The sequence below is a fragment of the Methylosinus trichosporium OB3b genome (assembly GCF_002752655.1).
Lineage (GTDB): Bacteria > Pseudomonadota > Alphaproteobacteria > Rhizobiales > Beijerinckiaceae > Methylosinus > Methylosinus trichosporium.
Genome location: NZ_CP023737.1, coordinates 1,838,035 through 1,857,742 on the forward strand (window position 1 = coordinate 1,838,035; position 19,708 = coordinate 1,857,742).

At 66.5% G+C, this 19,708-nt stretch carries 20 protein-coding genes and 1 tRNA gene; 11 read left to right on the top strand and 10 right to left on the bottom strand.

All coding sequences use genetic code 11. The features are described from left to right. Window positions 1–27: 27 nt before the first annotated feature. Window positions 28–104 (bottom strand) — tRNA-His (locus CQW49_RS08965). Window positions 105–296: 192 nt separating this feature from the next. Between CQW49_RS08965 and CQW49_RS08970 the strand changes: the two genes are divergently transcribed. Next, the gene (locus tag CQW49_RS08970) at window positions 297–1,121 is read left to right on the top strand and encodes a carbon-nitrogen hydrolase family protein (RefSeq protein WP_004448203.1); all 825 of its coding nucleotides are present in this window, start codon (window positions 297–299) and stop codon (window positions 1,119–1,121) included. A gap of 240 nt (window positions 1,122–1,361) precedes the next feature. Continuing rightward, window positions 1,362–1,700 carry an integration host factor subunit alpha gene (locus CQW49_RS08975; RefSeq protein WP_024749823.1) on the top strand — a complete coding sequence of 113 codons (339 nt, stop codon included), beginning with the start codon at window positions 1,362–1,364 and terminating at the stop codon, window positions 1,698–1,700. 55 nt (window positions 1,701–1,755) lie between these two features. Here the strand turns inward: CQW49_RS08975 and CQW49_RS08980 are convergent, their stop codons facing one another. Together CQW49_RS08980 and CQW49_RS08985 are read right to left on the bottom strand one after the other, a co-directional pair. Continuing rightward, window positions 1,756–2,442 carry a glycosyltransferase family protein gene (locus CQW49_RS08980; protein ID WP_004448199.1) on the bottom strand — a complete coding sequence of 229 codons (687 nt, stop codon included), beginning with the start codon at window positions 2,440–2,442 and terminating at the stop codon, window positions 1,756–1,758. Between the two features lie 10 nt (window positions 2,443–2,452). After that, window positions 2,453–2,953 (bottom strand): cysteine dioxygenase family protein, encoded by a 501-nt coding sequence (locus tag CQW49_RS08985; protein ID WP_004448197.1) that lies wholly within the window; start codon window positions 2,951–2,953, stop codon window positions 2,453–2,455. A gap of 260 nt (window positions 2,954–3,213) precedes the next feature. Here CQW49_RS08985 and CQW49_RS08990 point away from each other — a divergent pair, with 260 nt between their 5' ends. Beyond that, window positions 3,214–3,552: a hypothetical protein gene (locus CQW49_RS08990; protein WP_004448196.1), complete on the top strand. Its 339-nt coding sequence runs from the start codon at window positions 3,214–3,216 to the stop codon at window positions 3,550–3,552. Between the two features lie 123 nt (window positions 3,553–3,675). Here the strand turns inward: CQW49_RS08990 and CQW49_RS08995 are convergent, their stop codons facing one another. Together CQW49_RS08995 and CQW49_RS09000 are read right to left on the bottom strand one after the other, a co-directional pair. Further along, a complete protein-coding gene (locus CQW49_RS08995) occupies window positions 3,676–5,019 on the bottom strand; it encodes a (Fe-S)-binding protein (RefSeq protein ID WP_004448195.1) in 1,344 nt (447 codons plus the stop codon). 127 nt (window positions 5,020–5,146) lie between these two features. Then, the gene (locus tag CQW49_RS09000) at window positions 5,147–5,638 is read right to left on the bottom strand and encodes a DUF2244 domain-containing protein (RefSeq protein WP_040567388.1); all 492 of its coding nucleotides are present in this window, start codon (window positions 5,636–5,638) and stop codon (window positions 5,147–5,149) included. A 44-nt stretch (window positions 5,639–5,682) separates the two neighbouring features. Between CQW49_RS09000 and nth the strand changes: the two genes are divergently transcribed. The 3 genes from nth (at window position 5,683) to CQW49_RS09020 (ending at window position 8,931) form a co-directional block, all read left to right on the top strand. Further along, window positions 5,683–6,372, top strand: a complete 690-nt coding sequence (nth, locus tag CQW49_RS09005; protein WP_004448193.1) for an endonuclease III — start codon at window positions 5,683–5,685, stop codon at window positions 6,370–6,372. Between the two features lie 349 nt (window positions 6,373–6,721). Further along, window positions 6,722–8,416, top strand: a complete 1,695-nt coding sequence (locus CQW49_RS09015) for a glycosyl hydrolase family 18 protein (protein WP_004448192.1) — start codon at window positions 6,722–6,724, stop codon at window positions 8,414–8,416. Between the two features lie 170 nt (window positions 8,417–8,586). Continuing rightward, the gene (locus CQW49_RS09020; protein ID WP_004448191.1) at window positions 8,587–8,931 is read left to right on the top strand and encodes a hypothetical protein; all 345 of its coding nucleotides are present in this window, start codon (window positions 8,587–8,589) and stop codon (window positions 8,929–8,931) included. Between the two features lie 34 nt (window positions 8,932–8,965). Here the strand turns inward: CQW49_RS09020 and CQW49_RS09025 are convergent, their stop codons facing one another. Then, a complete protein-coding gene (locus CQW49_RS09025; RefSeq protein ID WP_004448190.1) occupies window positions 8,966–9,202 on the bottom strand; it encodes a type II toxin-antitoxin system VapB family antitoxin in 237 nt (78 codons plus the stop codon). Window positions 9,203–9,235: 33 nt separating this feature from the next. Beyond that, window positions 9,236–10,582: a glutamate--tRNA ligase gene (locus CQW49_RS09030; protein WP_024749822.1), complete on the bottom strand. Its 1,347-nt coding sequence runs from the start codon at window positions 10,580–10,582 to the stop codon at window positions 9,236–9,238. Window positions 10,583–10,794: 212 nt separating this feature from the next. Between CQW49_RS09030 and CQW49_RS09040 the strand changes: the two genes are divergently transcribed. Beyond that, window positions 10,795–11,931, top strand: a complete 1,137-nt coding sequence (locus tag CQW49_RS09040) for a ceramide glucosyltransferase (protein WP_024749821.1) — start codon at window positions 10,795–10,797, stop codon at window positions 11,929–11,931. Between the two features lie 96 nt (window positions 11,932–12,027). Here the strand turns inward: CQW49_RS09040 and CQW49_RS09045 are convergent, their stop codons facing one another. Further along, complete coding sequence (locus CQW49_RS09045; protein ID WP_004448185.1) at window positions 12,028–12,321, bottom strand: BolA family protein; 294 nt, start codon at window positions 12,319–12,321, stop codon at window positions 12,028–12,030. 107 nt (window positions 12,322–12,428) lie between these two features. Here CQW49_RS09045 and CQW49_RS09050 point away from each other — a divergent pair, with 107 nt between their 5' ends. The 3 genes from CQW49_RS09050 to CQW49_RS09060 all read left to right on the top strand — a co-directional run bounded on the left by CQW49_RS09050 (window position 12,429) and on the right by CQW49_RS09060 (window position 15,482). Continuing rightward, the gene (locus tag CQW49_RS09050; RefSeq protein WP_004448183.1) at window positions 12,429–13,040 is read left to right on the top strand and encodes a J domain-containing protein; all 612 of its coding nucleotides are present in this window, start codon (window positions 12,429–12,431) and stop codon (window positions 13,038–13,040) included. Between the two features lie 85 nt (window positions 13,041–13,125). Further along, on the top strand, window positions 13,126–14,124 hold the full coding sequence (gene cobS, locus CQW49_RS09055; protein ID WP_004448181.1) for a cobaltochelatase subunit CobS: 999 nt from the start codon (window positions 13,126–13,128) through the stop codon (window positions 14,122–14,124). Between the two features lie 362 nt (window positions 14,125–14,486). Then, window positions 14,487–15,482: a sensor histidine kinase gene (locus CQW49_RS09060; RefSeq protein ID WP_004448179.1), complete on the top strand. Its 996-nt coding sequence runs from the start codon at window positions 14,487–14,489 to the stop codon at window positions 15,480–15,482. Between the two features lie 483 nt (window positions 15,483–15,965). On the opposite strand, the gene CQW49_RS09065 is transcribed toward CQW49_RS09060, so the two are convergent. Beyond that, window positions 15,966–17,246, bottom strand: coding sequence for a M16 family metallopeptidase (locus tag CQW49_RS09065; RefSeq protein WP_004448176.1), 1,281 nt, complete (start codon window positions 17,244–17,246; stop codon window positions 15,966–15,968). 14 nt (window positions 17,247–17,260) lie between these two features. Then, a complete protein-coding gene (locus CQW49_RS09070; RefSeq protein WP_004448175.1) occupies window positions 17,261–18,631 on the bottom strand; it encodes a M16 family metallopeptidase in 1,371 nt (456 codons plus the stop codon). A gap of 272 nt (window positions 18,632–18,903) precedes the next feature. Between CQW49_RS09070 and CQW49_RS09075 the strand changes: the two genes are divergently transcribed. Continuing rightward, complete coding sequence (locus tag CQW49_RS09075; protein ID WP_004448174.1) at window positions 18,904–19,692, top strand: NAD kinase; 789 nt, start codon at window positions 18,904–18,906, stop codon at window positions 19,690–19,692. Window positions 19,693–19,708 lie beyond the last annotated feature (16 nt).

Consider the following 19,708-nt stretch of genomic DNA (forward strand, 5'->3'; position numbering starts at 1 on the left):
CGGCGTTGCTCGAAGGGATTGATTCGATGGTACCGCCACCCCGGCTCGAACGGGGGACCCCCAGATCCACAATCTGGTGCTCTAACCAACTGAGCTATGGCGGCCCGTCAGCGGGGCGGAAACTAGAAGCATCGCCGTTTTTTTGCAACGCGAATATCGGCCTCGGCGTCAAAATCCTGTCGGCGCCGCCTCCACGCCTCGTCGCCGCTCCTCGCCTTGGCCGGCGCCCGAATCTCTGCTTAACATGGAGGCCGCCGCCGGCCTGTCGCCCGCGGCCCCGCGAGGACCGCCCGCCGATGAAAGTCACTTTGATCCAGATGAACTCCGTCAGCGACAAAGCCGCCAATCTCGCCGCCGCGGGGGCGCTGATCGAGCAGGCCGTGCGCGACGAGCGGCCTGACTGGATCTGTCTGCCCGAGGTGTTCGATTTCATTGGCGGCAATCGCGCCGACAAGGCCGCCGCCGCCGAGACGCTGCCCGGAGGCCCCGCCTATTCGCTATGCAGCGAGCTCGCCCGCCGTCATGGCGTGTTCATCCACGCCGGCTCCATCCTCGAGAAAATCCCCGGCGAGGATCGCTTCCACAACACCACCCTCGCCTTCGACCGCCGCGGCGAGGAGGTGGCGCGCTACCGCAAGATTCATATGTTCGACATCACCGCCCCGGACGGCGCTCAATATCGCGAGAGCGCCGCCTTCAAACCGGGAGACGCCGTCGTCACTTATGACTGCGAGGGGCTCACCATCGGCTGCGCCATCTGCTATGATCTGCGCTTTCCATATCTTTTTCAAAAGCTTGCAGAGAAAGGGGCGCAGATCGTCGCCCTCCCCTCCGCCTTCACCATGGTCACCGGCAAGGATCATTGGGAGGTGCTGCTGCGCGCCCGCGCGATCGAGAGCCAGACCTATGTGATTGCGCCGAATCAGACCGGAGCGCACAAGGCCGGCCATGAGACGCGCGTCAGCTATGGCCATTCGCTGGTCGCCGATCCCTGGGGCCATGTCGTCGCGAGGGCGTCCGACGGCGTCGGCTTCGTCTCGACGCGAATCGATCCCGAGCGCATCCGCAGGGTGCGGGCCATGATTCCGGTCGCGAGCCATAAGGTCACGCTGCCGGCCTGAAGCGCCTCCAATCCCTCTCTTGTCACGCAACTGGCGAAGATGCACGTAACTGGCGGACTCGCCAGCAGAATTCCCACGCGCTCTTGCGCGGTTCGGGAAAGTGTGGCTAGAATATTGTTCTGCTTACAATCCGAAACAGGATGGGCGCCGAAAATGCGCGCCGGCAGCGGGGGGAGCAACAATCATGGCGTCGCGTCCGAAAAATCGCGAGGCGGGCAGGTCTGCGCCCGCACGAATAGCATGACCAAGAAAATCGAACCAGGGCGCACTTTGACGCGGGCCGCCCTGCGTGAGGCCGTCTACAGCTGTTGCCCAACGCTGTCGCGCGCCGAAGCCCGTCAGATTCTCGACGCCACTTTCGAGGAGATCAGCGACGCTCTGGTCCGCGGCGAGCCGGTGAAGCTGCGCTCTTTCGGCAGCTTCAACGTGCGCGCCAAGCGCGAGCGCGTCGGCCGCAATCCCAAGACCGGCGTCGAGGCGCCGATCTGCTCGCGCAAGGTGTTGACGTTCAAGGCCTCGCCGGTGCTGATCGCGCAGGTCAACGGACAGTCGACCGAGCATTTGGAAGAGGCGGATTGAAAGTCGAGAAGCGAGCCTGAGGCTCGCGGTCCAGGGCGCGCTCGGGCCGCGAGCTTCAGGCCTCGGCCGCGGCGATCAGCTCCGCGAGAGAGAAATCCGGCCGGCCGTCGAAACGCCGGACGATCGTCTCGATGCGCGGCAGATCGGCGAGGCTCTCGACGTCGAGCCGAAGCTCCGGGCGCGCCGCCTCCGGCGGGGCCTTGAGGCTGAGCGGGCGATAGATGCGGCTGTTCTCGCGCAGGAAGGCCGGGCCGCCGCGGCGCTGCTCCGGCTCGCCGCAGCGCGCCTCCGCCTCGGCGAGCGCCGCCAGAGTGAAGCCGTCGATCTCCATGCCGCGCGGATAGGTCGGCGCCAGCGTGTTGCCGATCCAGTCGAGCATTCCGTCCGTCATCTGCAACAGATCGGCGACCTGAGTCACCAGCGCCGGATCGATCAGAGCGCTGCGCGCATCGATCATCACCCCGCCTTTGGCGCCGGCGGCGCGCAAGGCCGCGAGCAGGCGGCCGATGAGATCGTCGCGCCCGCCGGTCTCGCAGGCGACGCCGCGCGCGGCGCAAAAGGCGCGGATCGGCTCGTCCTCCGCTTCGTCGCTGGTCGTGACCACGACGCCGGCCAGTTTTTCGGCGCGCGAGACGCGCTGCAGCAGCAAGCCGAGCAACGGCTCGCCGGCGAGCGGCGCCAGAACGCCGGTCTCGCGGCCGTCCCGAACCATGACGGCGGAAATAATGGCGAGGACGTTCATGGGCTCGGCCTCAATCGCGGATTTCGGTTTGGATGGTGTAGATGTCGTAGGGCGGCGCGTCCTCGCCATTGGCGTAGCCCATGGGCTCGCCCTCCCCCGGCCGCCGCACGAGACGGCCGATCTCGCCGCCATAGACATGAATGGCGATGGCGGCCTCTGCGCCGGCGAGACGCACCGCGGCCTCGCCGGCCGAACGAAAGACGTCGACGGTCCCCCGCGGCAGCTCGCGCGGCGCGGCGCCGGCAAGGCAGCGCGTCGGCGTCCCGCGCAGCGCGCCGATGATCTCCCAGACGCCCGGCTGCTCGATGGCGAGCGCCGCGCCGGCGGGAAGCACCGAAGCGATGACGGCGAAGCGCTCCATGCCGTCGCTATAGAGCTGATATTGCCGCGCCTCGCCGGACGGCGCGGCGGCGAAGACCTCCGGCAGCCAATCGTCTTCGGCGACGAGCCGCGTCATCAGATCGCGGCCGATGAGCAGTATCTCGCGCTCGCCCTCTGCGAGCTCGACCATGGATTGAATGTCCCAGATGAACCGCTTGAGGGCGGGAGGAACGGGAGGGCGCGTCGGCTCGGGTGCGGCGGTCATGACGCAAGGAAAGCAAGCGATGCGCCATGGGGGGCGAGGGAAACGCCGAAGAGAACCAACGGCGCCGCCGCCTCCTCTGAAACGACAAAGAGAACCAACGGCGCCGCATCCCCCTCTCCCCGCTCGCCTGACATCCTCCTTGCATCAGCTCCCCAAAACTTCGATCCCTCGGCGGAGCGCGAGACGTGAAGACAGATTACATTCGGGAGCTGAGCGAGGTGCGCATGGTGCGGCGCGCGCCGGAGGGGCCGTTCGAGCTGGGCCGCGAGGATCGCCTCTATGTGCTGCAGCGCCTGCGCGACCTCGAGATCGCCTTCGGCATAGAGGGCTTTCCGGGCGTGCCTTTCGAGGAGATTTCGGGGCGCGAGCTGATCGGCCTCTTCATCGATTGGTGGCGGGGGCTGGAGCCCGAGACCGAGGCGCAGCAGACCGCCCATGGCCGCCTGCCCGGCGCCATTCGACTGCTCGACACCCATTCGGCGTTGATGGAGGAAAAGGCGCAGCGGCCCCGCTCGGCGCCGTGATTGTCCGATATCGGACAGAGCGCGTTGGCGCCATCATTGTCAGCCCATACCAGACGAATATCGGCTCAACGATTCGAAGTTTCTGGAGAGCGAGCCTGAGGGCTCGCGGTCCAGATCCGAGCGTCAAGCGAGCGCGTCGCGCAGCAGCAGCGCGATATGGCGCGCCTTGCGGCCGCTGCCGTGCTCGATCTGATGACGGCAGGAAAAGCCATTGGCGATGAGCGGCGCATCGGCCGCAGCATTGCGCATCGCCGGCAGCAGAGCCAGCTCCGCCATCTGCATCGAGGCGTCGTAATGCTCGGCCTCGAGGCCGAAGCTGCCGGCCATGCCGCAGCAACTCGTCTCGACGATGTCGTAGGAGAAGCCGGGAATCCACCCCAAGACCTTGCGCATCGCGCGCATCGCGCCGAACGCCTTCTGGTGGCAATGGCCATGCAGCAGCGCCTTGGGGGCGTCGAGCGCTTTCAGCTCGAGGCGCAGCCCATTGTTCTGATGCTCGCGCGCCAGAAACTCCTCGAGCAGATAGAGCTGCTTGCCGAGATCGCCGACCTCCGGCCCGAGGCCGAGGCTGTAGAGCTCGTCGCGCAGCGACAAGAGGCAAGAGGGCTCGAGGCCGATGATCGGCGTCTGCGCGGCGATCTCGCCACGGAAGGCGGCGAGCACGCGCGCCGCCTCGCCGCGCGCCTTGTCGACGAGGCCGGTGGTCAGATAGGTGCGGCCGCAGCAGAGTGGGCGGTTCGGCTCGGCGTCGGTGGGCGCCGGCTCGGCGATGCGCACGCCATAGCCGGCGCGCTCCAGCACTTCGACGGCCGCCTCGGCGACCTCCGGCTCGAAGTGATGACAAAATGTGTCGACGAACAGGATCACCTCGCCGCGCGCGCCGGTCGCCCCGGTTTCCTTGCGCGCGAACGCTTTGGGAGCCGGCTCCGGAACCGGACGCCGCGCGGTGACGCCGAGCCATGACTCGGCGAGCTTCGCCAGCGGCGCGACGCGGTTGCGCAGCATGATGGCGAAGCGCAGCAGAGCGCGATGGCGCCCCGTCCATTCCGGCACGCCGCCGAAGAGGCGGGTGCGCAACGGCGCGCCGACGAGCTCGTGGCGCTGCGCGAGATATTCGGTCTTGATCAGCGTCATGTCGACGGAGCTGGGACATTCCTTCTTGCAGGCCTTGCAGGAGACGCAGAGGTCCATCGCCTCGTCGAGCCTCGGATCGGCGAAGGCGCGCGCGTCGGAGCCGTCATTGAGCGCCGCCTTGAAGGCGGCGACGCGCGCCTCGGTGGAATGGGCGCGATCGCCGGTGATCCGATAGCTCGGGCACATCACTCCCTTGCCGGTCTTGTGACAGTCGCGGCTGTGCATGCACACCGCCACCGCCTTGGCGTAATTGCCGCCGGTCGCCGGAATGCCCGAATAGGCGTCGCCGATTCCATAGGTGTCGTAGGCCGACCAATCGAGAAATGTTTTCATTCCAGCTCCTCGCGCGGGCGAGGAAGCAAGTTTTGCGCCCGGTGCGGCGTCGCGAGGCGACGAGGGAGCGCCCCGCGGCGCTGGATTGCTTCGCTCCACTCGCAATGACGGCCGCGTCGGACCGCCCTCACCCGAAGACCGGCCCGCGCTTGGCCACGGCGAGCGCCTTGGTCAGATCCTCGGCGAGTTCCGCCTTCTGGTCCGGCCCGAGGAAGCCGCCGATCTCGACGCGCTCGCCGCGCGCGACGAGCGTCACGCGCTGCACGCCGAACTCCTCGTGCCTCTCCTGCTCGAGCCGCACCCAATAAGTGTCGAAACGCCATTCGGCGCGCGCGCCATCGGCCGTGGTCTTCACGAAGCGCAGCTCGAAAGGCGTCAAATCCAGCGTCTCGAAGGCGCGCGCCGAATAAAAGCTCACGCGAAAGGCGATATAGAGCGCCAGCACGTCGAGCCCCATGAAGCCGACCACCGGCCATGCGCCCATCACATAAAAAGGCAGCGAGAGCGCGAAGGTCCCGGCGCCGAACAGAAGAATGAAGCGCTTGAACGCTCTGGGCGACATCGAACGATGCGGCGTCAGGCGCTTGCGATAGATAGCCTCGGTCGAAGGAGCGGTCACGTCCACGCCTTTCGTTCTCCGGAACGTTGAGTTATAACGCATTCATGCCGAACGAAAAGAGCGCGCCCGCAACGACGCCGCGACGATCGTCGCCGCGCGCCCGCGAAGCGGCGCGCATCGACGAGATTTTCGCGCGTCTCGAGGCGGCCGATCCGCATCCCAAAGGCGAGCTCGAGCATGTGAACATCTTCACTCTGCTCGTCGCCGTGGTGCTGTCGGCGCAGGCGACCGATGTCGGGGTCAACAAGGCGACACGCGAATTATTCAAGGTCGCCGACACGCCGCAGAAGATGGCGGCGCTCGGCGAGGAGCGGCTGAAGGACTATATCAAGACCATCGGCCTCTATCCGACCAAGGCGAAGAACGTCATCGCGCTGAGCCGGCAGCTCATCGAACGGCACGGCGCCGAGGTGCCCTGCGACCGCGAGGCGCTGGAGGCGCTGCCCGGCGTCGGCCGCAAGACCGCCAATGTGGTGCTGAACATCGCCTTTCACGTGCCGGTCATCGCCGTCGACACGCATATTTTCCGCCTGTCGAATCGCCTGCCGCTCGCAGCCGGCAAGACCGTCGAGCAGGTGGAGGCGGGGCTCGAGAAGATCGTGCCCGAACGCTTCAAGCTGCATGCGCATCACTGGCTGATCCTGCACGGCCGCTATGTCTGCAAGGCGCGCCGGCCCGAATGCGAGCGCTGCATCATCGCCGACCTCTGCCGCTTCGCCGGCAAGACGATCTGACGTCCGCGTCAGCAAAAGCCGCAGCGATAGGGGCGGCGTCATTGCGAGGAGCGAAGCGACGAAGCAATCCAGAGCGGCGAGGCGTGAACCTTCCGAAGCGCGCCCCGCCGCTCTGGATTGCTTCGCTTCGCTCGCAATGACGGCCCTCGCTCGCAATGACGGCCCCCGCTTCCGTCGGCTTACGTTTCATCGCTCACACGGGATCATGCGAGCCTCCATCGCTCGATCGCGCGCTGTGCGCCCGCGCACAGCGCGAACGCGCCTTCTTCGCAGATGATGATCCTGTGAGCGGCAGTTGTGCTCAGTCGAAGCCGATCACATCCCATTGTCACCCCGGGGGAGCTTTTCGATGGCGTTTTTCTCAGATCGGCGGCGGCGTCTTCAACTCGCCGCCGCCGCGCTCGGCCTCGCGTGCGGGGCCTCGGCGGCGGCGCAAGCCGCAACGCAATGGGTGATGGGCTATTATGTCGCCTATCAGCGCGATCTCTATCCGCCGCAGGCGATCGACTGGAGCGGCCTCACCCATATCGTGATGGGGCGGCTGAAGGCCAACGCCGACGGCACGCTCGCGCTCGATTTCGATTGGGACGCGACCAATGGGCCGGCGCTGGCGAAGGATATCGCCCAGCGCGCCCATGCGGCCGGCAAGAAGGCGATATTGATGCTCGGCGGCGCCGGCGAGGGCGCGAAGATCCGCTCCGCCGTGCTGAACCACCGCGCGGCCTTCGTCGCCAATCTCGTCGCGACGATGAAGAGCCTCGGCTATGACGGGATCGATCTCGATTGGGAGGATGACATCGATTGGGCGAAGTTCCAGAGCTTCGTCTCCGATCTGCGCGCCGCAGCGCCGACTGCGATCCTCACCGCGCCGATGGGGACGATCAATCTCAATTATCAGAGCGTCGAGCCGCATGTGGCGGCGATCGCGGCCAAGCTCGACCGGCTGAGCATCATGTCCTACGCCCCGGCGACCGCCTGGGTGGGCTCGGGCTGGCTGTCCTGGTTCAACGCGCCGCTCGCCGGCGAGAAGCCGACGACGCCGGTCTCCATCGCCTCGACGCTGCAGCGCTATGTCGCCGCCGGCGTCCCGAAGGCGAAGCTCGCCATGGGAACGAGCTTCTACGCCATCTGCTACACGGGCGGCGTGACGGGACCCAATCAGAGCACGGAAAACGGCGTGGCGATTCGCGGCGGCGACAATGATTTTCCCCTGTCCAAATTCTACGGCAAGAACGGCGTCTATAATGGGAGCTATCGCTTCTGGAGCGCCGCGGCGTCGGAGCCCTATCTCAGCCTGCCGACCGCCGAGTCGCACGGCTGCCGCTATGTGAGCTATGAGGACGAGGCGGCGCTGCTCGCCAAAGGCGCCTTTTCGCGGCAGAACGGCTATGGCGGCATTATCGTCTGGACCATCAATCAGGGCTATGTGACCTCCCACTCACGGCCGAACTTCCTGACGGAGGCGCTGCGCAAGGGCTTCATCGCCCCCAATGCGACGCAGACGGTCGGCGTCTCGGTGATGCAGGGCGACTCTTTCCTTTCCCCCGGCGCGCAAAAACGGTTCGACGCTCTGGTGACGGGGACGACCGACAGAACGGTGAGCTGGTCGCTCGTCGAGACCGGCTGCGGCGCCATCGACGGCGCCGGCCGCTACACGGCGCCCTCGACACAGAAGATCTGCACGGTGAGGGCGAAGAGCGTCGCCGATCCGACCAAGACGGCGACGGCCAAAGTGACCGTGTCGACCGCGCAATGGACGCCGAGCTTCTCGGTGTCGCGCTCCGGGACATGGTGGGTCGAGGTCCTCGCCAAGGATGCGAGCGTCGCGTCTATGTCGGTCCGCTGGCCGAACGGAACCAATTCGCCGCTGTCGCTGCAATATCGCCAAGGGGGCACGAATTATCCGGTGTTCGCCGCCAATTACGAATTCCCGGACGCCGGCGGAACCTATCCCTTCCTCGCCGTCTCGACCAATGACCGGACGGTCGAGTCGAAGCTGAAGGTCCCGGCCTGCGCCCATGGAGCGGACGGCATCTGCCATTGAGGGGGAGGGCTAGACCGACATGTCGCGCGCATCGACATATCCGCGGGATATGTCGATAAATCTCTCGATCGTCGACATATGGCGGAAGAAACGGCGGCCTCGACGTCCGCTTGCGCCCTTCGCCTCCCTGCGCTACCCCCTCTCGCTCGGACTGCGCCAAAGGGACCCCGATGCGCCATCTCGCCGCCGCGACGCTTCTTTCCACGCTGCTCGCCGCTGCGCCGGCGGGCGCCGCCGATCTCAATGATTATCCGACCGCCGCCCGCGCCGATTATGTGTTCGCCTGCATGAAGGCGAATGGCGACACGCGCCAGGCGCTGGAGCAATGCTCCTGCTCGATCGACATCATCGCCTCGATCCTGCCCTATGATCGCTATGAGGCGGCGGAGACGGTGGCGAGCATGGATCAGCAGGTCGGGCAGATCGGCACGATGTTCCGCAACTCCCGCCTCGCCAAGGACGCGCTGGAAAATCTGCGCCGCGCCCAGGCCGAGGCGCAGGTGCGGTGTTTTTGAAAGGTCGGCCCCGCCCCATATGCATCAACGAACATCACTGTCCCCAGAATTCGTCGATCTCGTCCTTGGTCACCTTGCGACGATGCGCGCCGGCGAGACGCCTGGCCTTTTCTGCCAAGCCGGCGAGCCTTTCGGGAAGCGGAAGCTTCACACGTTCGCGCTTCAGCTCGTTCTCGAGCGCCACGATGATGGCCTCGGTCATCGTGCTCCTGCGCTGCGCGGCCAGCAATTTCGCGAGTTCCGCCGCGCGGGGGTCTCTGATGCTGAGCATGCGACTGTCCTCACTCGTTCATAATGACATATATCACCCACCGGCGAGCCGCGCCGCCGCCCGCGCATGGCCGATCAGCGGCAGCAGCAGCGACAGCTCCGGCCCGTTCTCGGCGCCGGTCAGCGCCAGACGCAGCGGGTGAAATAGCGCCTTGCCCTTGCGGCCGGTCGTCGCCTTCAGCGCCGCCGTCCAGGCGCCCCAGGTGGTCTCGTCGAAAGGCTCCTGCGGCAGCGAGGCGAGCGCCGCCGCGAGCAGATCGGCGTCCTCGCGCACCGGCGCGATCTCGCCCTCGACCACCCGCCACCATTCCAGCACATCGGCGAAGCGCGTCAGATTGCCGCGCACCGCGAGCCAAAACGGCTCGGCCTTGAAGCCGACGATCTCATGCGCCTCCAGCCGCTCGCGCACGTCGTCATAGTCGAGCCGCGCCAGCGTGCGGTGGGTGAGCGAGCCGAGATCGGCGGGATCGAAGCGCGCGGCGTTGCGCGAGAGATGCGCGAGATCGAATTCTTTCGCCAGTTCGGCCAGCGAGCGGATCGGATGCACGCTGTCCGACGAGCCGGTGAGCACGGCGACCGCAGCCACCGCCAGCGCCTCATAGCCTTCCTCGCGCAAGGAGCCGATCGACAGCGCGCCGCTGCGCTTCGACAGCGCCTCGCCGGAGGAGCCGACGAGCAGATTGTGGTGGGCGAAGACCGGCGGACGATGCGCCGGCGCCAGCGCCTCGAACAGGCGGATTTGCACCGCCGTATTGGTCACATGGTCCTCGCCGCGGATCACATGGGTGATCCCGACGTCGATGTCGTCCACCACCGAAGGCAGAGTGTAGAGGTAGCTGCCGTCCTCGCGCAGCAGCACCGGATCGGACAGCGAGGCGCAATCGATGGCGCAATCGCCGCGCACGAGATCGCGCCAGGCGACGACGCCGGGCTCCAGCCGGAAGCGCCAATGCGGCCGGCGCCCCTCCGCCTCGAGCCGGGCGCGCTCATCCGCGGTCAGCCGCAGAGCGGCGCGGTCATAGACGGGGGGCAGGCCGCGCGCCTGCTGCAGCTTGCGGCGCTTTTCCAACTCGTCCGGCGTCTCATAGCAGGGATAGAGCTGGCCGCTGTCGCGCAGCGCCCCCGCCGCCGCGTCATAGAGCGCGACGCGCCGCGACTGGCGCAGCGTCAGGTGGGGCGCGACGCCGAGCCAGGAGAGATCGACCTCGATCGCCTGCGCGAACTCCTCGGAAGAGCGAGCGAGATCGGTGTCATCGAAACGCAGCACGAATCTTCCATTGTGGGCGAGCGCGTACAGGTAATTGAGCAGCGCCGGCCGCGCATTGCCGATGTGGAGGCGGCCCGTCGGCGACGGCGCGAAGCGAACGATCGGAGAGGTCATGGCCATAGTTCGGCAGGAGGAATCGGGAGGCGTCGCGCGACGCGACAAGATTCTCGCGCCGCCGCCCTTTTGCCAAGACCCGAGGGAAATGTCAGGCGGAATATCGCAATGGCCGACTCCTGGCCTGCGCCGCCGACGCCGCCCCTCTCCGCCGTCTGCTTCGGTTCCGCTTCCTCCCGACTCCCGCAAGTGACAGGCAGAGACACCGCATGATGATCGCCGCCTATGCGTGCGCCGCGCTCTGCGCGGCCATGGTTTCGCTCAATCTCGCCGCCATCGCCATCGCCGGCGCGAAATGCCGCGCCCGGCCGCGCACCCTCCCCGTTCCGCCCGGCGCGCCGCCGGTCAGCATCGTGCGGCCGCTGCGCGGGCTCGAGACATTCAGCGAGGAGACGCTCGGCTCGAGCTTCATGCTCGATTATCCTTCTTATGAAGTTTTGTTCTGCGTCCAATGCGCCAATGATCCGGTGATCGGCCTCGTCGAGAAGCTGATCGCCGCGCATCCGCACGTTCCGGCGCGGCTGCTCGTCGGCGATGATTATGTCAGCGCCAATCCCAAGCTCAACAATTGCGTCAAGGGCTGGGACGCGGCGCGCCACGCCTGGGTGGTGCTCGCCGACTCCAACGCGCTGCTGCCGCCCGACTACATTCAGACCATGCTCGCCGCCTTCCGCGACGACACGGCGCTCGTCATCTCCATGCCGATCGGCTCGCGTCCGCAGGGCTTCTGGGCCGAGGTGGAATGCGCCTTCCTCAACACCTTCCAGGCGCGCTGGCAATATGGGGCCGAGGCGGTCGGCATCGGCTTCGCCCAGGGCAAGAATATGATGTGGCGGCGCGAGGTGCTGGAGCGCGCCGGCGGCATAAGGGCGCTCGGCGCCGAGATCGCCGAGGACGCCGCCTCCACCAAGATCATCCGTGCGCAGAAGATGAAGGTCCGGCTCGTCGACATGCCCTTCGAGCAGCCGCTCGGCCATCGCACCGCCCATGAGGTCTATTCGCGCCATGTGCGCTGGGCGCGGCTGCGGCGCGTGACCTTCCCGGCCTATTTCGCCCCGGAGTTCATGAACGGCAGCTTCGCGCCGGTGCTGACGGGCGCCTATGCCGCGCATCTCCTCGATGTGAACGTGCCGCTCGTCGTCGTCGCGCTTCTGGCGACGCTCTATGGCGCGGAATTGGCGCTCGCCCGCGTCGCCGGCTGGCGGCTCTCCTGGCGCAGCCCCTTCGCGCAGCTGACGCGCGACATTCTGCTGCCGGTGATGTTCGTCGACGCCTGTCTCTTCGATGATTTCGTCTGGCACGGCAATGCGATGACCGTGCGCGAGCAGGAAGAGCAGACGACCGGCTGAGCGCCTGTCCAGAGATCGGGAGAATTCGAGAGCGCGGACCGACGGGTTCCGCGCTCTTCCTGTTTCAGGTCCGCACCCACGCGGCCCTGCTGCGGCTCACGCCCCGTCGGGCGCGCGCGCGTCGATCGCCAGCGCATGCACGCCGCCGGCGAGCTCCTCGGCCAGCAGCGAGTTGATCATCCGGTGGCGCTCGACCCGGCCCTTGCCGGAGAAGACCGCGCTCACCACCTCGACGCGAAAATGAGTCTCGCTGCGATCGTGGTGATGGCCCATATGGCCGGCGTGGTGATGCGTCTCGTCGATCACATTCAGCGACAGGGGCGCGAGCGCCGCGGTCAGCTTCTCATTGATGCGCGCGCGAACGGCGCCCGAATTGCCTGTCTCGGCCATCTTCTGTCCTCCTCCGGTTGGGCGAAGCAAATTTCCCGCCGACCGAAACCGGGTTTGTCGGCGGGTTCCGCTTGCAGCCCACGCCCAGTCCACCATAATGCAGCGCCATGGATTTGAATTCGCCCCTCTTCGACCGTATCCGCGTCAAGCCCGAGCAGCGGCAGGAGCGCCGCGAGGCGCCGCGCTTTCGCTGCGACGCGCCCGGCTGCGAGGCCGAAGGCGCCTATCGCGCGCCGATGGGGCGGCAGCGCGAGGGACAATATTTCTGCTTCTGCCTGGAGCATGTTCGCGAATACAACAATTCGTATAACTACTTCAATGGCATGAGCGACGCTGACGTCGCCCGCTACATGAAAGACGCCACGACCGGCCACCGCCCCACCTGGACCATGGGCGTGAAGCGCGGCCAATCCGCCTTTCGCGAGGATCGGGTCCGGGACGGCGATTTCGCCGATCCGCTCGGCCTCTATCGCCAGCGCTACCACCGCGGCCGTCCGCAGGCGGAGAGCGCCGCGTCGAACCATTCGGCCGTGACCCTGAAGGCGCTGAATGCGCTCGGCCTCGAGGAGACCGCCAGTGCGGAGGCGATCAAGACAAGATATAAGGAGCTGGTCAAACGTCACCATCCGGACGCCAATGGCGGAGACCGCTCCTGCGAAGAGCGTTTGCGGGAGATCATCCACGCCTACAAGACGCTGAGGGCGGCGAAACTGGTGTGACGGCGAGCGCATGAGCTGTGCGCTCCGGTATGGATCGGTCCGGGCCGAGGCGGGAAAGCGCCCGGGCCGGCGGAACGGAGGATGAATGTTACTCGATAGCGACAAGGCCGCGGGGGCCGCGCCTCTGCCGGACCTGAATGTGTCCGTGCGTCAGCTGTTCGGCATCGACACGGATCTCGAGACGCCGGCCTATTCCGAGCCGAGCGAGCATGTTCCCGACACCGATCCCGATTATCTGTTCGACCGCGACACGACCCTCGCCATTCTCGCCGGCTTCGCCCGCAACCGTCGCGTGATGGTGACGGGCTATCACGGCACCGGCAAGTCCACCCATATCGAGCAGGTCGCGGCGCGGCTGAACTGGCCCTGCGTGCGTGTGAATCTCGACAGTCACGTGTCGCGAATCGATCTCGTCGGCAAGGACGCGATCGTGCTGAAGGAAGGCAAGCAGGTCACCGAGTTCCGCGACGGCATCCTGCCCTGGGCGCTCCAGCACAATGTCGCGCTGTGCTTCGACGAATATGACGCCGGCCGTCCCGATGTGATGTTCGTCATTCAGCGCGTGCTCGAGGTCTCTGGCCGCCTCACCCTGCTCGACCAGAACCGCGTCATCCGCCCGCATCCGGCCTTCCGTCTGTTCGCCACCGCCAATACGGTCGGGCTCGGCGACACATCGGGCCTCTATCACGGCACGCAGCAGATCAATCAGGGCCAGATGGACCGCTGGTCGATCGTGACGACGCTGAATTATCTGCCGCATGACGCCGAGACCAACATCGTGCTGGCCAAGGTCAAGAGCTTCCAGAAGACCAAGGAAGGCCGCGACGCCGTCAACAAGATGGTGCGCGTCGCCGATTTGACCCGCAACGCCTTCATGGCTGGCGATCTGTCGACGGTGATGAGCCCGCGCACAGTCATCACCTGGGCGGAGAACGCCGAGATTTTCGGCGATATCGGCTTCGGCTTCCGCCTCACCTTCCTCAATAAATGCGACGAGCTGGAACGGCCGCTGGTGGCGGAGTTCTATCAGCGCTGCTTCGGCAAGGAATTGCCCGAGAGCGCCGTCAATGTCGTGATGACCTGAGGATTGTCGCGGCGGCCGATCCACGGCCTCGACACCCGCTCGGCGTCGGACCCGTCATTGTGAGCGAAGCGAAGCTTCGAGACGCCGCGGGGCGGCCCCTCGTGTCGCTTCGCTCCCTGCGACGCCGCGTCGTGAAATGGCGTAGAGCGCGGGCCGTGGCGTGGAGAATTCCCTGCTCCTTGACCCCCAATTCGGAGCCCTGGGCATATCCGCCTGGAGATTGCAAATTCGGCGAAATCACGTCAGTCTGGCGCCCTTAATCGAGCCCGGCTCTCACGGCGCTCTCTTCGGCCTCGCTCCGCCTCTCCGCGGCCGGGCCGCAGAAACCCGACGGTGAAGCCGGAGACGCCGCAGGCAGTCCTTTGATCGATCTTGCGCGATGCTTCGCCCATATTCGGGGAGGGCCTCTGCCGGGTCGGCTGGGGATCGGAGTCCTTTCGGCCGCCATCGGCGCAGTCGCTTTTCATGCGATCGGCGGGCTCACGTATAATTGTCACGCCTCTGCGGCCTTCTATCCACTCGTCCAGATCGCCGGTCTGACGGGCGGGCTCGCCGCGGCCGGCGTCGCGGCGCTCGCTTCGACGCTGATCGTCCATTTCTCGGCCGAGCCATTCGGCGCATTTTGTTGGACCGACGCGCTGCTGCTGTTCGCCAATGCGGCGCTGGCGGGGCTGGCGGGCGAAAGCCTGCGCCGGGCGACGCGCGAGTCGCGTCGGACGGACGAGACGGGCGAGGCGCGAGACGGGGCGCGCTTCGAATCGGTGGCGGCGACGATCGCTCATGACATCGCCCAGCCGCTATCGGCGGCCGCCGCCTATCTGCAGACCGTGCGGCGCCTGCGCGCGATCGAGACGGATGCGCGCGGCGCGTCCATCGTCGCCATTGTGGACAAAGCATCCGCACAGCTGGCGCGAGCGGGACGGCTGCTCATGCACATGAGAGAATTTCTCGCGCATGGACCGCCCCGGCTCGCCGCCGTGCCGCTGCACGCTCTGCTGCGCGAGACGATCAGAATGCATCACGGCGACGACGGGCCGCTGCTGCTGCGTCTCGATGCGCGATGCGACCGCGTGCTCGCCGATCCAGCGCAACTGGAGCAGCTTTTCGTGGAGCTTCTGCGCGACATTCGGCCGCCGCAGGGACAACCAGCGATCTCGACGGTCTCCGACGCGGCCGCCGTCACCATGGTCTTCGCGCTCGGAGACATCGACGCGGACGCTCCTGACGGCCGGGCAGCCGATCTCTCGCTCTGGCGCGCTATCGTGGAATCCCATCGCGGCGCCTTCCGATCGGAGACGATGGAACAGGGCGGCCTCAGCGTCGAATTCACGCTGCCGCTCGCCGCCCGCGGTGGATAACGGGAATTTCTGCTGTCACCGCTTGCCGAAGCCTCCGGGCCATGCAGAATTTCACGCCGCGCTTTGGCTCGTGAGCGCATACGAACGCTCAAGTCGAACCGACTCCGGCAGCATGTCGTTGAAAACAACAGAGATGGAGCTTCGACATCGTAGTTCTACTATAGTAGTCTTACTATAGTATGAGTACTGATGTTGCCGACAAGCAACACGCTTAGTCTTTCTGCTGTCGCGCCCAATTAGGTTGTTTTCTTTAGGCGCGTTCCGCGCTAGAGAAGAGATGTAGTCGATCGATAGTCGATCAATTTTCTCCCGGTGAATTTCCAGAGGCGCGGGGTTCGGCGTGCGCCGGACCCCTTTTCAAGGACCCGGCCTTTTCCTCCTGGCCGCTATCGTCGAGTATTTCGACACTCGAAAATAAAAAATCCCCCCTCGTGATCTTGCCGTCACGAGGGGGGACGATTTTTTAAGCCGCAGTATGACTGTTCAGAGACCTTGCGGCCGGCCGGCGATCGACACCAGCAGCTCGCCGTCGCCCAGAAGGCGCTTGGCCACGCGCCGGGCGTCCTCCATCGTCACCGCGTCGATCCGCGCATTGCGCTCGTCGAGATAGGACGGCTCGAAACCGTCGAGCTGCAAATTGACGAGCTGGCTCGCGATCTTGGTCGAGGTGTCGAAGCGCAGCGCATAGGAGCCGGTCAGATATTTCTTCGCCTTGTCCAGCTCGTCGGCGGTCGGGCCATTGGCGCCGAGGTCGGCGAACTGGCTCTGGATCACATCGAGCGATTCGCGCGCGCGCTCGTTCTTGGTCGCGGCGCCGCCGACCACCATGGCGCAATGGTCATATTCGTTGAGATGCGAATAGACCGAATAGGCGAGCCCGCGCTTCTCTCGCACCTCGTTGAAGAGCCGCGCCGTGAACACGCCGCCGCCCAGAATGTGATTGACGACCACAGCGCCGAAATAATCCTTGTCCTTGCGCTGCATGCCGGGACGGCCAAAACGGATTGTCGATTGCGGCACGTCGAGATCGACGATGCGGCGCTCGCCGACGCGATGAATGTCGATCTCGGCGACGGGATCGAGCTGCGCGCGGCGCGGCAGCGCCCCGAAGACGAGATCGAGCTTTCTCGCGAGCGTTTCCGCGTCTATCGCGCCGACGACGCCGATCTTGAGGTCGCTCGTCGCCAGCAGGCGCCCGCGCAGCCCCTCGAGATCGCCGCGCGTCAAGGATTCGAGGCTGTCCGGCTCGCCGCGCACCGGGCGGCCGTAGGGATGATCCGGAAAAGCCGTCTCGCGGAAAGCCCTGGCGACCAGCGCATCGGGATCATTGGCGTCGCGTCGCAGCCCGGCGATGATCTGCCCGCGCACGCGGTCGATCGCCGCTTCGTCGAGCCGCGCCTCGCAGAGGGCGAGGCGCAGCAGCTCGAAAGCCGGATCGATATTGCGCGAGAGCGTCTGCAAATGACCGGAGACGGTGTCGCGATCGCAGCCGAAGCCGAGCCGAATGGCGAGGTCCTCGATAGCGCGATGAAAAGCGCGCGAGTCATAGGGGCCGGCGCCCTCGTCGAGGAGGCCCGCGAGCATGGTCGAGAGCCCCGCCTTGCCGGAGGGGTCCTGGGCGGCCCCGCCGCGCATGGCGAATTCGAGCGCGACCAGCGGAACGGCGTAGCTCTCGACCAGCCACGCCTCCACTCCGCCAGGGGTCACGATACGCTGAATGGTCTCGGCGCGGCTCTTCGCGGGCGCGACGGCGGCGGCTGTCATAATGGAGTTGCTCCTCACGCGGCGAGACCTGCCTCTTCGCCTTCATCGTCCGGCTGCAGAAAGCCGGTCACGGCGCGACGCTTCTGCAGCCATTTGCGCGCCGCCGCGGCGACATCGGCCGCCGTCACCGCGTCGATGCGGTCCGGCCAGGCCGTGACATCGACGACGGCGAGGCCGGTCGCCAGCGATTCGCCATACCAGCGCGCCAGCGACACCTGACTATCCTGCGCATAGACCGCATCGGCGACGAGCCGAGTCTTGGCGCGATTGAGATCCGCCTCGGCGATCTCCTTCGCCGCGAAATCGGCGAGCGCCGCGTCCATCGCCGCGTCGAGTTGCTCCAGCGTCACCTCCGGAGCCGGGGTGGCGAACACCCAAAGCCGCGTGTCGTCGACCGCCGAGCCCATGTAATAGGCGCCGGCGCTCACCGCCAGCTTCTGCTCCACGACCAGCGCGTCATAGAGCACGCTCGAGGGACCGCCGCCGAGCACATGGGCGAGCACCTCCAGCGCCTCCGCCTCGCCCGGCGCGGCCGTGGTGTAGGAGGGCACCAGGAAGACGCGCTCATGCGTCGGCTGCTCGACCTTCTCGTCGGCGAGCGTCACCAGCCGATGGGCGCGCGGCTCCGGCTCGAGCGGGCGCCGACGCGCCGGCGCGTCGGCGCGGGCGGGAATGCGGCCGTAGCTCGCCTCCGCGAGCGCCACGACATTGTCGGCCTCGACATCGCCGGCGACGATCAGGATCGCATTCTCCGGCGTGTAGAAGCGGTGATAATAGGCGAGCGCGTCCTCGCGGCCGAGCGTCTCGATCTCATGGCCCCAGCCGATGATCGGCGTGCCATAGGGGTGATGCGGGAACAGCGCCGCCTGCACCGCCTCGTCGAGCTGGGCGGAAGGATCATTCTCGGTGCGCATGCGGCGCTCCTCGAGCACCACCTCGCGCTCCGGCGCGACGACCTCGTCCGAGAGCACGAGATTGGTCATGCGGTCGGCCTCGAACTCCATCAGAGTGCCGAGATGCTCCTTGCCGATGCGCTGGAAGTAAGCGGTGTAGTCATAGCTGGTGAAGGCGTTCTCCTGGCCGCCGAGCTCGGAGACATGATTGGAGAATTCGCCCTGCGGATGGGCGTGCGTGCCCTTGAACATCAGATGCTCGAGAAAATGGGCGATTCCCGACTTTCCGCGCGGATCGTCGGCCGAGCCGTTGCGATACCAGACCATATGGGTGACGACCGGCGCGCGTCGGTCGGGGATGACGACGATCTCCAGCCCGTTGGCGAGGCGCGTGTGGACGACGCCGCCGGCGCCGCTCTGGCCTGCGCCGGCGTCGATCCTGGCCGCATTGGTCTTGGCCGCGCTTCCCTCGGCGAGGGCTGGCTGTGTCATCGGCGTGATTTCCTTCCTCGATCGTTGGGCGCGCATCCCGTCCCGGGCGCTGTCTCGCTCGCCAAGAGAAATCGGCGCCAGTCCGGCCGCGAGCGCTTCGACGTGAGCATTCGGCCTATATAAGCGCGAAAGCGCCTCCTGTCAGGCGCCGCCGGCGATCGCGAAATCGTGAGAACCATGCGGTGGCAGACGCGCGGCCTTCCCTCGCCGCCCTCCGCAGGTGTATTCAACGGGCGTCCGGCGCCGACAAAGGCGCCAAATCCAGGTGCCCCATGGCGGACGTCGGCGAAACGCCGAGCAGCTTCAAGCGACTCGCCTTCCTCTCCTCGGGCACGCGCGAGGCCGACGAGGCGAGACAGAGGCTCGTCGCCAAATATGGCGACGCGCCGCCCGAGGACGCCGATTGCATCGTCGCGCTCGGCGGCGACGGGCTGATGCTGCGCACGCTGCATCGCTTCATGGGCGCCCGCAAGCCGATCTACGGCATGAACCGCGGCTCGGTCGGCTTTTTGATGAACGAATATCGCGAGGCCAATCTGCGCAAGCGCATCGCCGGCGCCAAGCCCTCGATCATTCATCCCCTGCTGCTGCGCGCCACCAACACTCATGGCGACGAATTCACCGCCCACGCCATCAACGAAGTGTCGCTACTGCGGCAGAGCTCGCAGATCGCCAAGATCCGGATTCTGGTGAACGGGCAGGAGCGCATGCCGGAGCTCGTCACCGACGGCGTGCTGGTGGCGACGCCGGCGGGCTCGACCGCCTATAATCTCTCCGCCAATGGCCCGATCCTGCCGCTCGACGCTCCGCTGATGGCTCTGACCCCGATCTCCGCGTTTCGGCCGCGGCGCTGGCGCGGAGCGCTGCTGCCCGACGTCGCCAAGGTGCGCCTCGAGGTGCAGGAGGCGGAAAAGCGCCCGGTCTCGGTGGTCGCGGACCACGACGAATTCCGCGACGCGCTTCACGTCGATGTCGAGATGGATCACGCGACCGAGCTCGTTCTGCTCCACGATCCCGGCCATTCGCTGGAGGAGCGCATTCTGCGGGAGCAGTTCGGTTGACCCCGGTTCCGAGTGG

What these genes read in the sequence shown, in the direction of transcription:
- CQW49_RS08970 (WP_004448203.1), top strand. Translation starts at nt 297, where the DNA reads ATGAAAGTCACTTTGATCCAGATGAACTCCGTCAGCGACAAAGCCGCC.
- CQW49_RS08975 (WP_024749823.1), top strand. Translation starts at nt 1,362, where the DNA reads ATGACCAAGAAAATCGAACCAGGGCGCACTTTGACGCGGGCCGCCCTG.
- CQW49_RS08980 (WP_004448199.1), bottom strand. Translation starts at nt 2,442, where the DNA reads ATGAACGTCCTCGCCATTATTTCCGCCGTCATGGTTCGGGACGGCCGC.
- CQW49_RS08985 (WP_004448197.1), bottom strand. Translation starts at nt 2,953, where the DNA reads ATGGTCGAGCTCGCAGAGGGCGAGCGCGAGATACTGCTCATCGGCCGC.
- CQW49_RS08995 (WP_004448195.1), bottom strand. Translation starts at nt 5,019, where the DNA reads ATGAAAACATTTCTCGATTGGTCGGCCTACGACACCTATGGAATCGGC.
- nth (WP_004448193.1), top strand. Translation starts at nt 5,683, where the DNA reads ATGCCGAACGAAAAGAGCGCGCCCGCAACGACGCCGCGACGATCGTCG.
- CQW49_RS09015 (WP_004448192.1), top strand. Translation starts at nt 6,722, where the DNA reads ATGGCGTTTTTCTCAGATCGGCGGCGGCGTCTTCAACTCGCCGCCGCC.
- CQW49_RS09020 (WP_004448191.1), top strand. Translation starts at nt 8,587, where the DNA reads ATGCGCCATCTCGCCGCCGCGACGCTTCTTTCCACGCTGCTCGCCGCT.
- CQW49_RS09025 (WP_004448190.1), bottom strand. Translation starts at nt 9,202, where the DNA reads ATGCTCAGCATCAGAGACCCCCGCGCGGCGGAACTCGCGAAATTGCTG.
- CQW49_RS09030 (WP_024749822.1), bottom strand. Translation starts at nt 10,582, where the DNA reads ATGACCTCTCCGATCGTTCGCTTCGCGCCGTCGCCGACGGGCCGCCTC.
- CQW49_RS09040 (WP_024749821.1), top strand. Translation starts at nt 10,795, where the DNA reads ATGATCGCCGCCTATGCGTGCGCCGCGCTCTGCGCGGCCATGGTTTCG.
- CQW49_RS09045 (WP_004448185.1), bottom strand. Translation starts at nt 12,321, where the DNA reads ATGGCCGAGACAGGCAATTCGGGCGCCGTTCGCGCGCGCATCAATGAG.
- CQW49_RS09050 (WP_004448183.1), top strand. Translation starts at nt 12,429, where the DNA reads ATGGATTTGAATTCGCCCCTCTTCGACCGTATCCGCGTCAAGCCCGAG.
- cobS (WP_004448181.1), top strand. Translation starts at nt 13,126, where the DNA reads ATGTTACTCGATAGCGACAAGGCCGCGGGGGCCGCGCCTCTGCCGGAC.
- CQW49_RS09065 (WP_004448176.1), bottom strand. Translation starts at nt 17,246, where the DNA reads ATGACAGCCGCCGCCGTCGCGCCCGCGAAGAGCCGCGCCGAGACCATT.
- CQW49_RS09070 (WP_004448175.1), bottom strand. Translation starts at nt 18,631, where the DNA reads ATGACACAGCCAGCCCTCGCCGAGGGAAGCGCGGCCAAGACCAATGCG.
- CQW49_RS09075 (WP_004448174.1), top strand. Translation starts at nt 18,904, where the DNA reads ATGGCGGACGTCGGCGAAACGCCGAGCAGCTTCAAGCGACTCGCCTTC.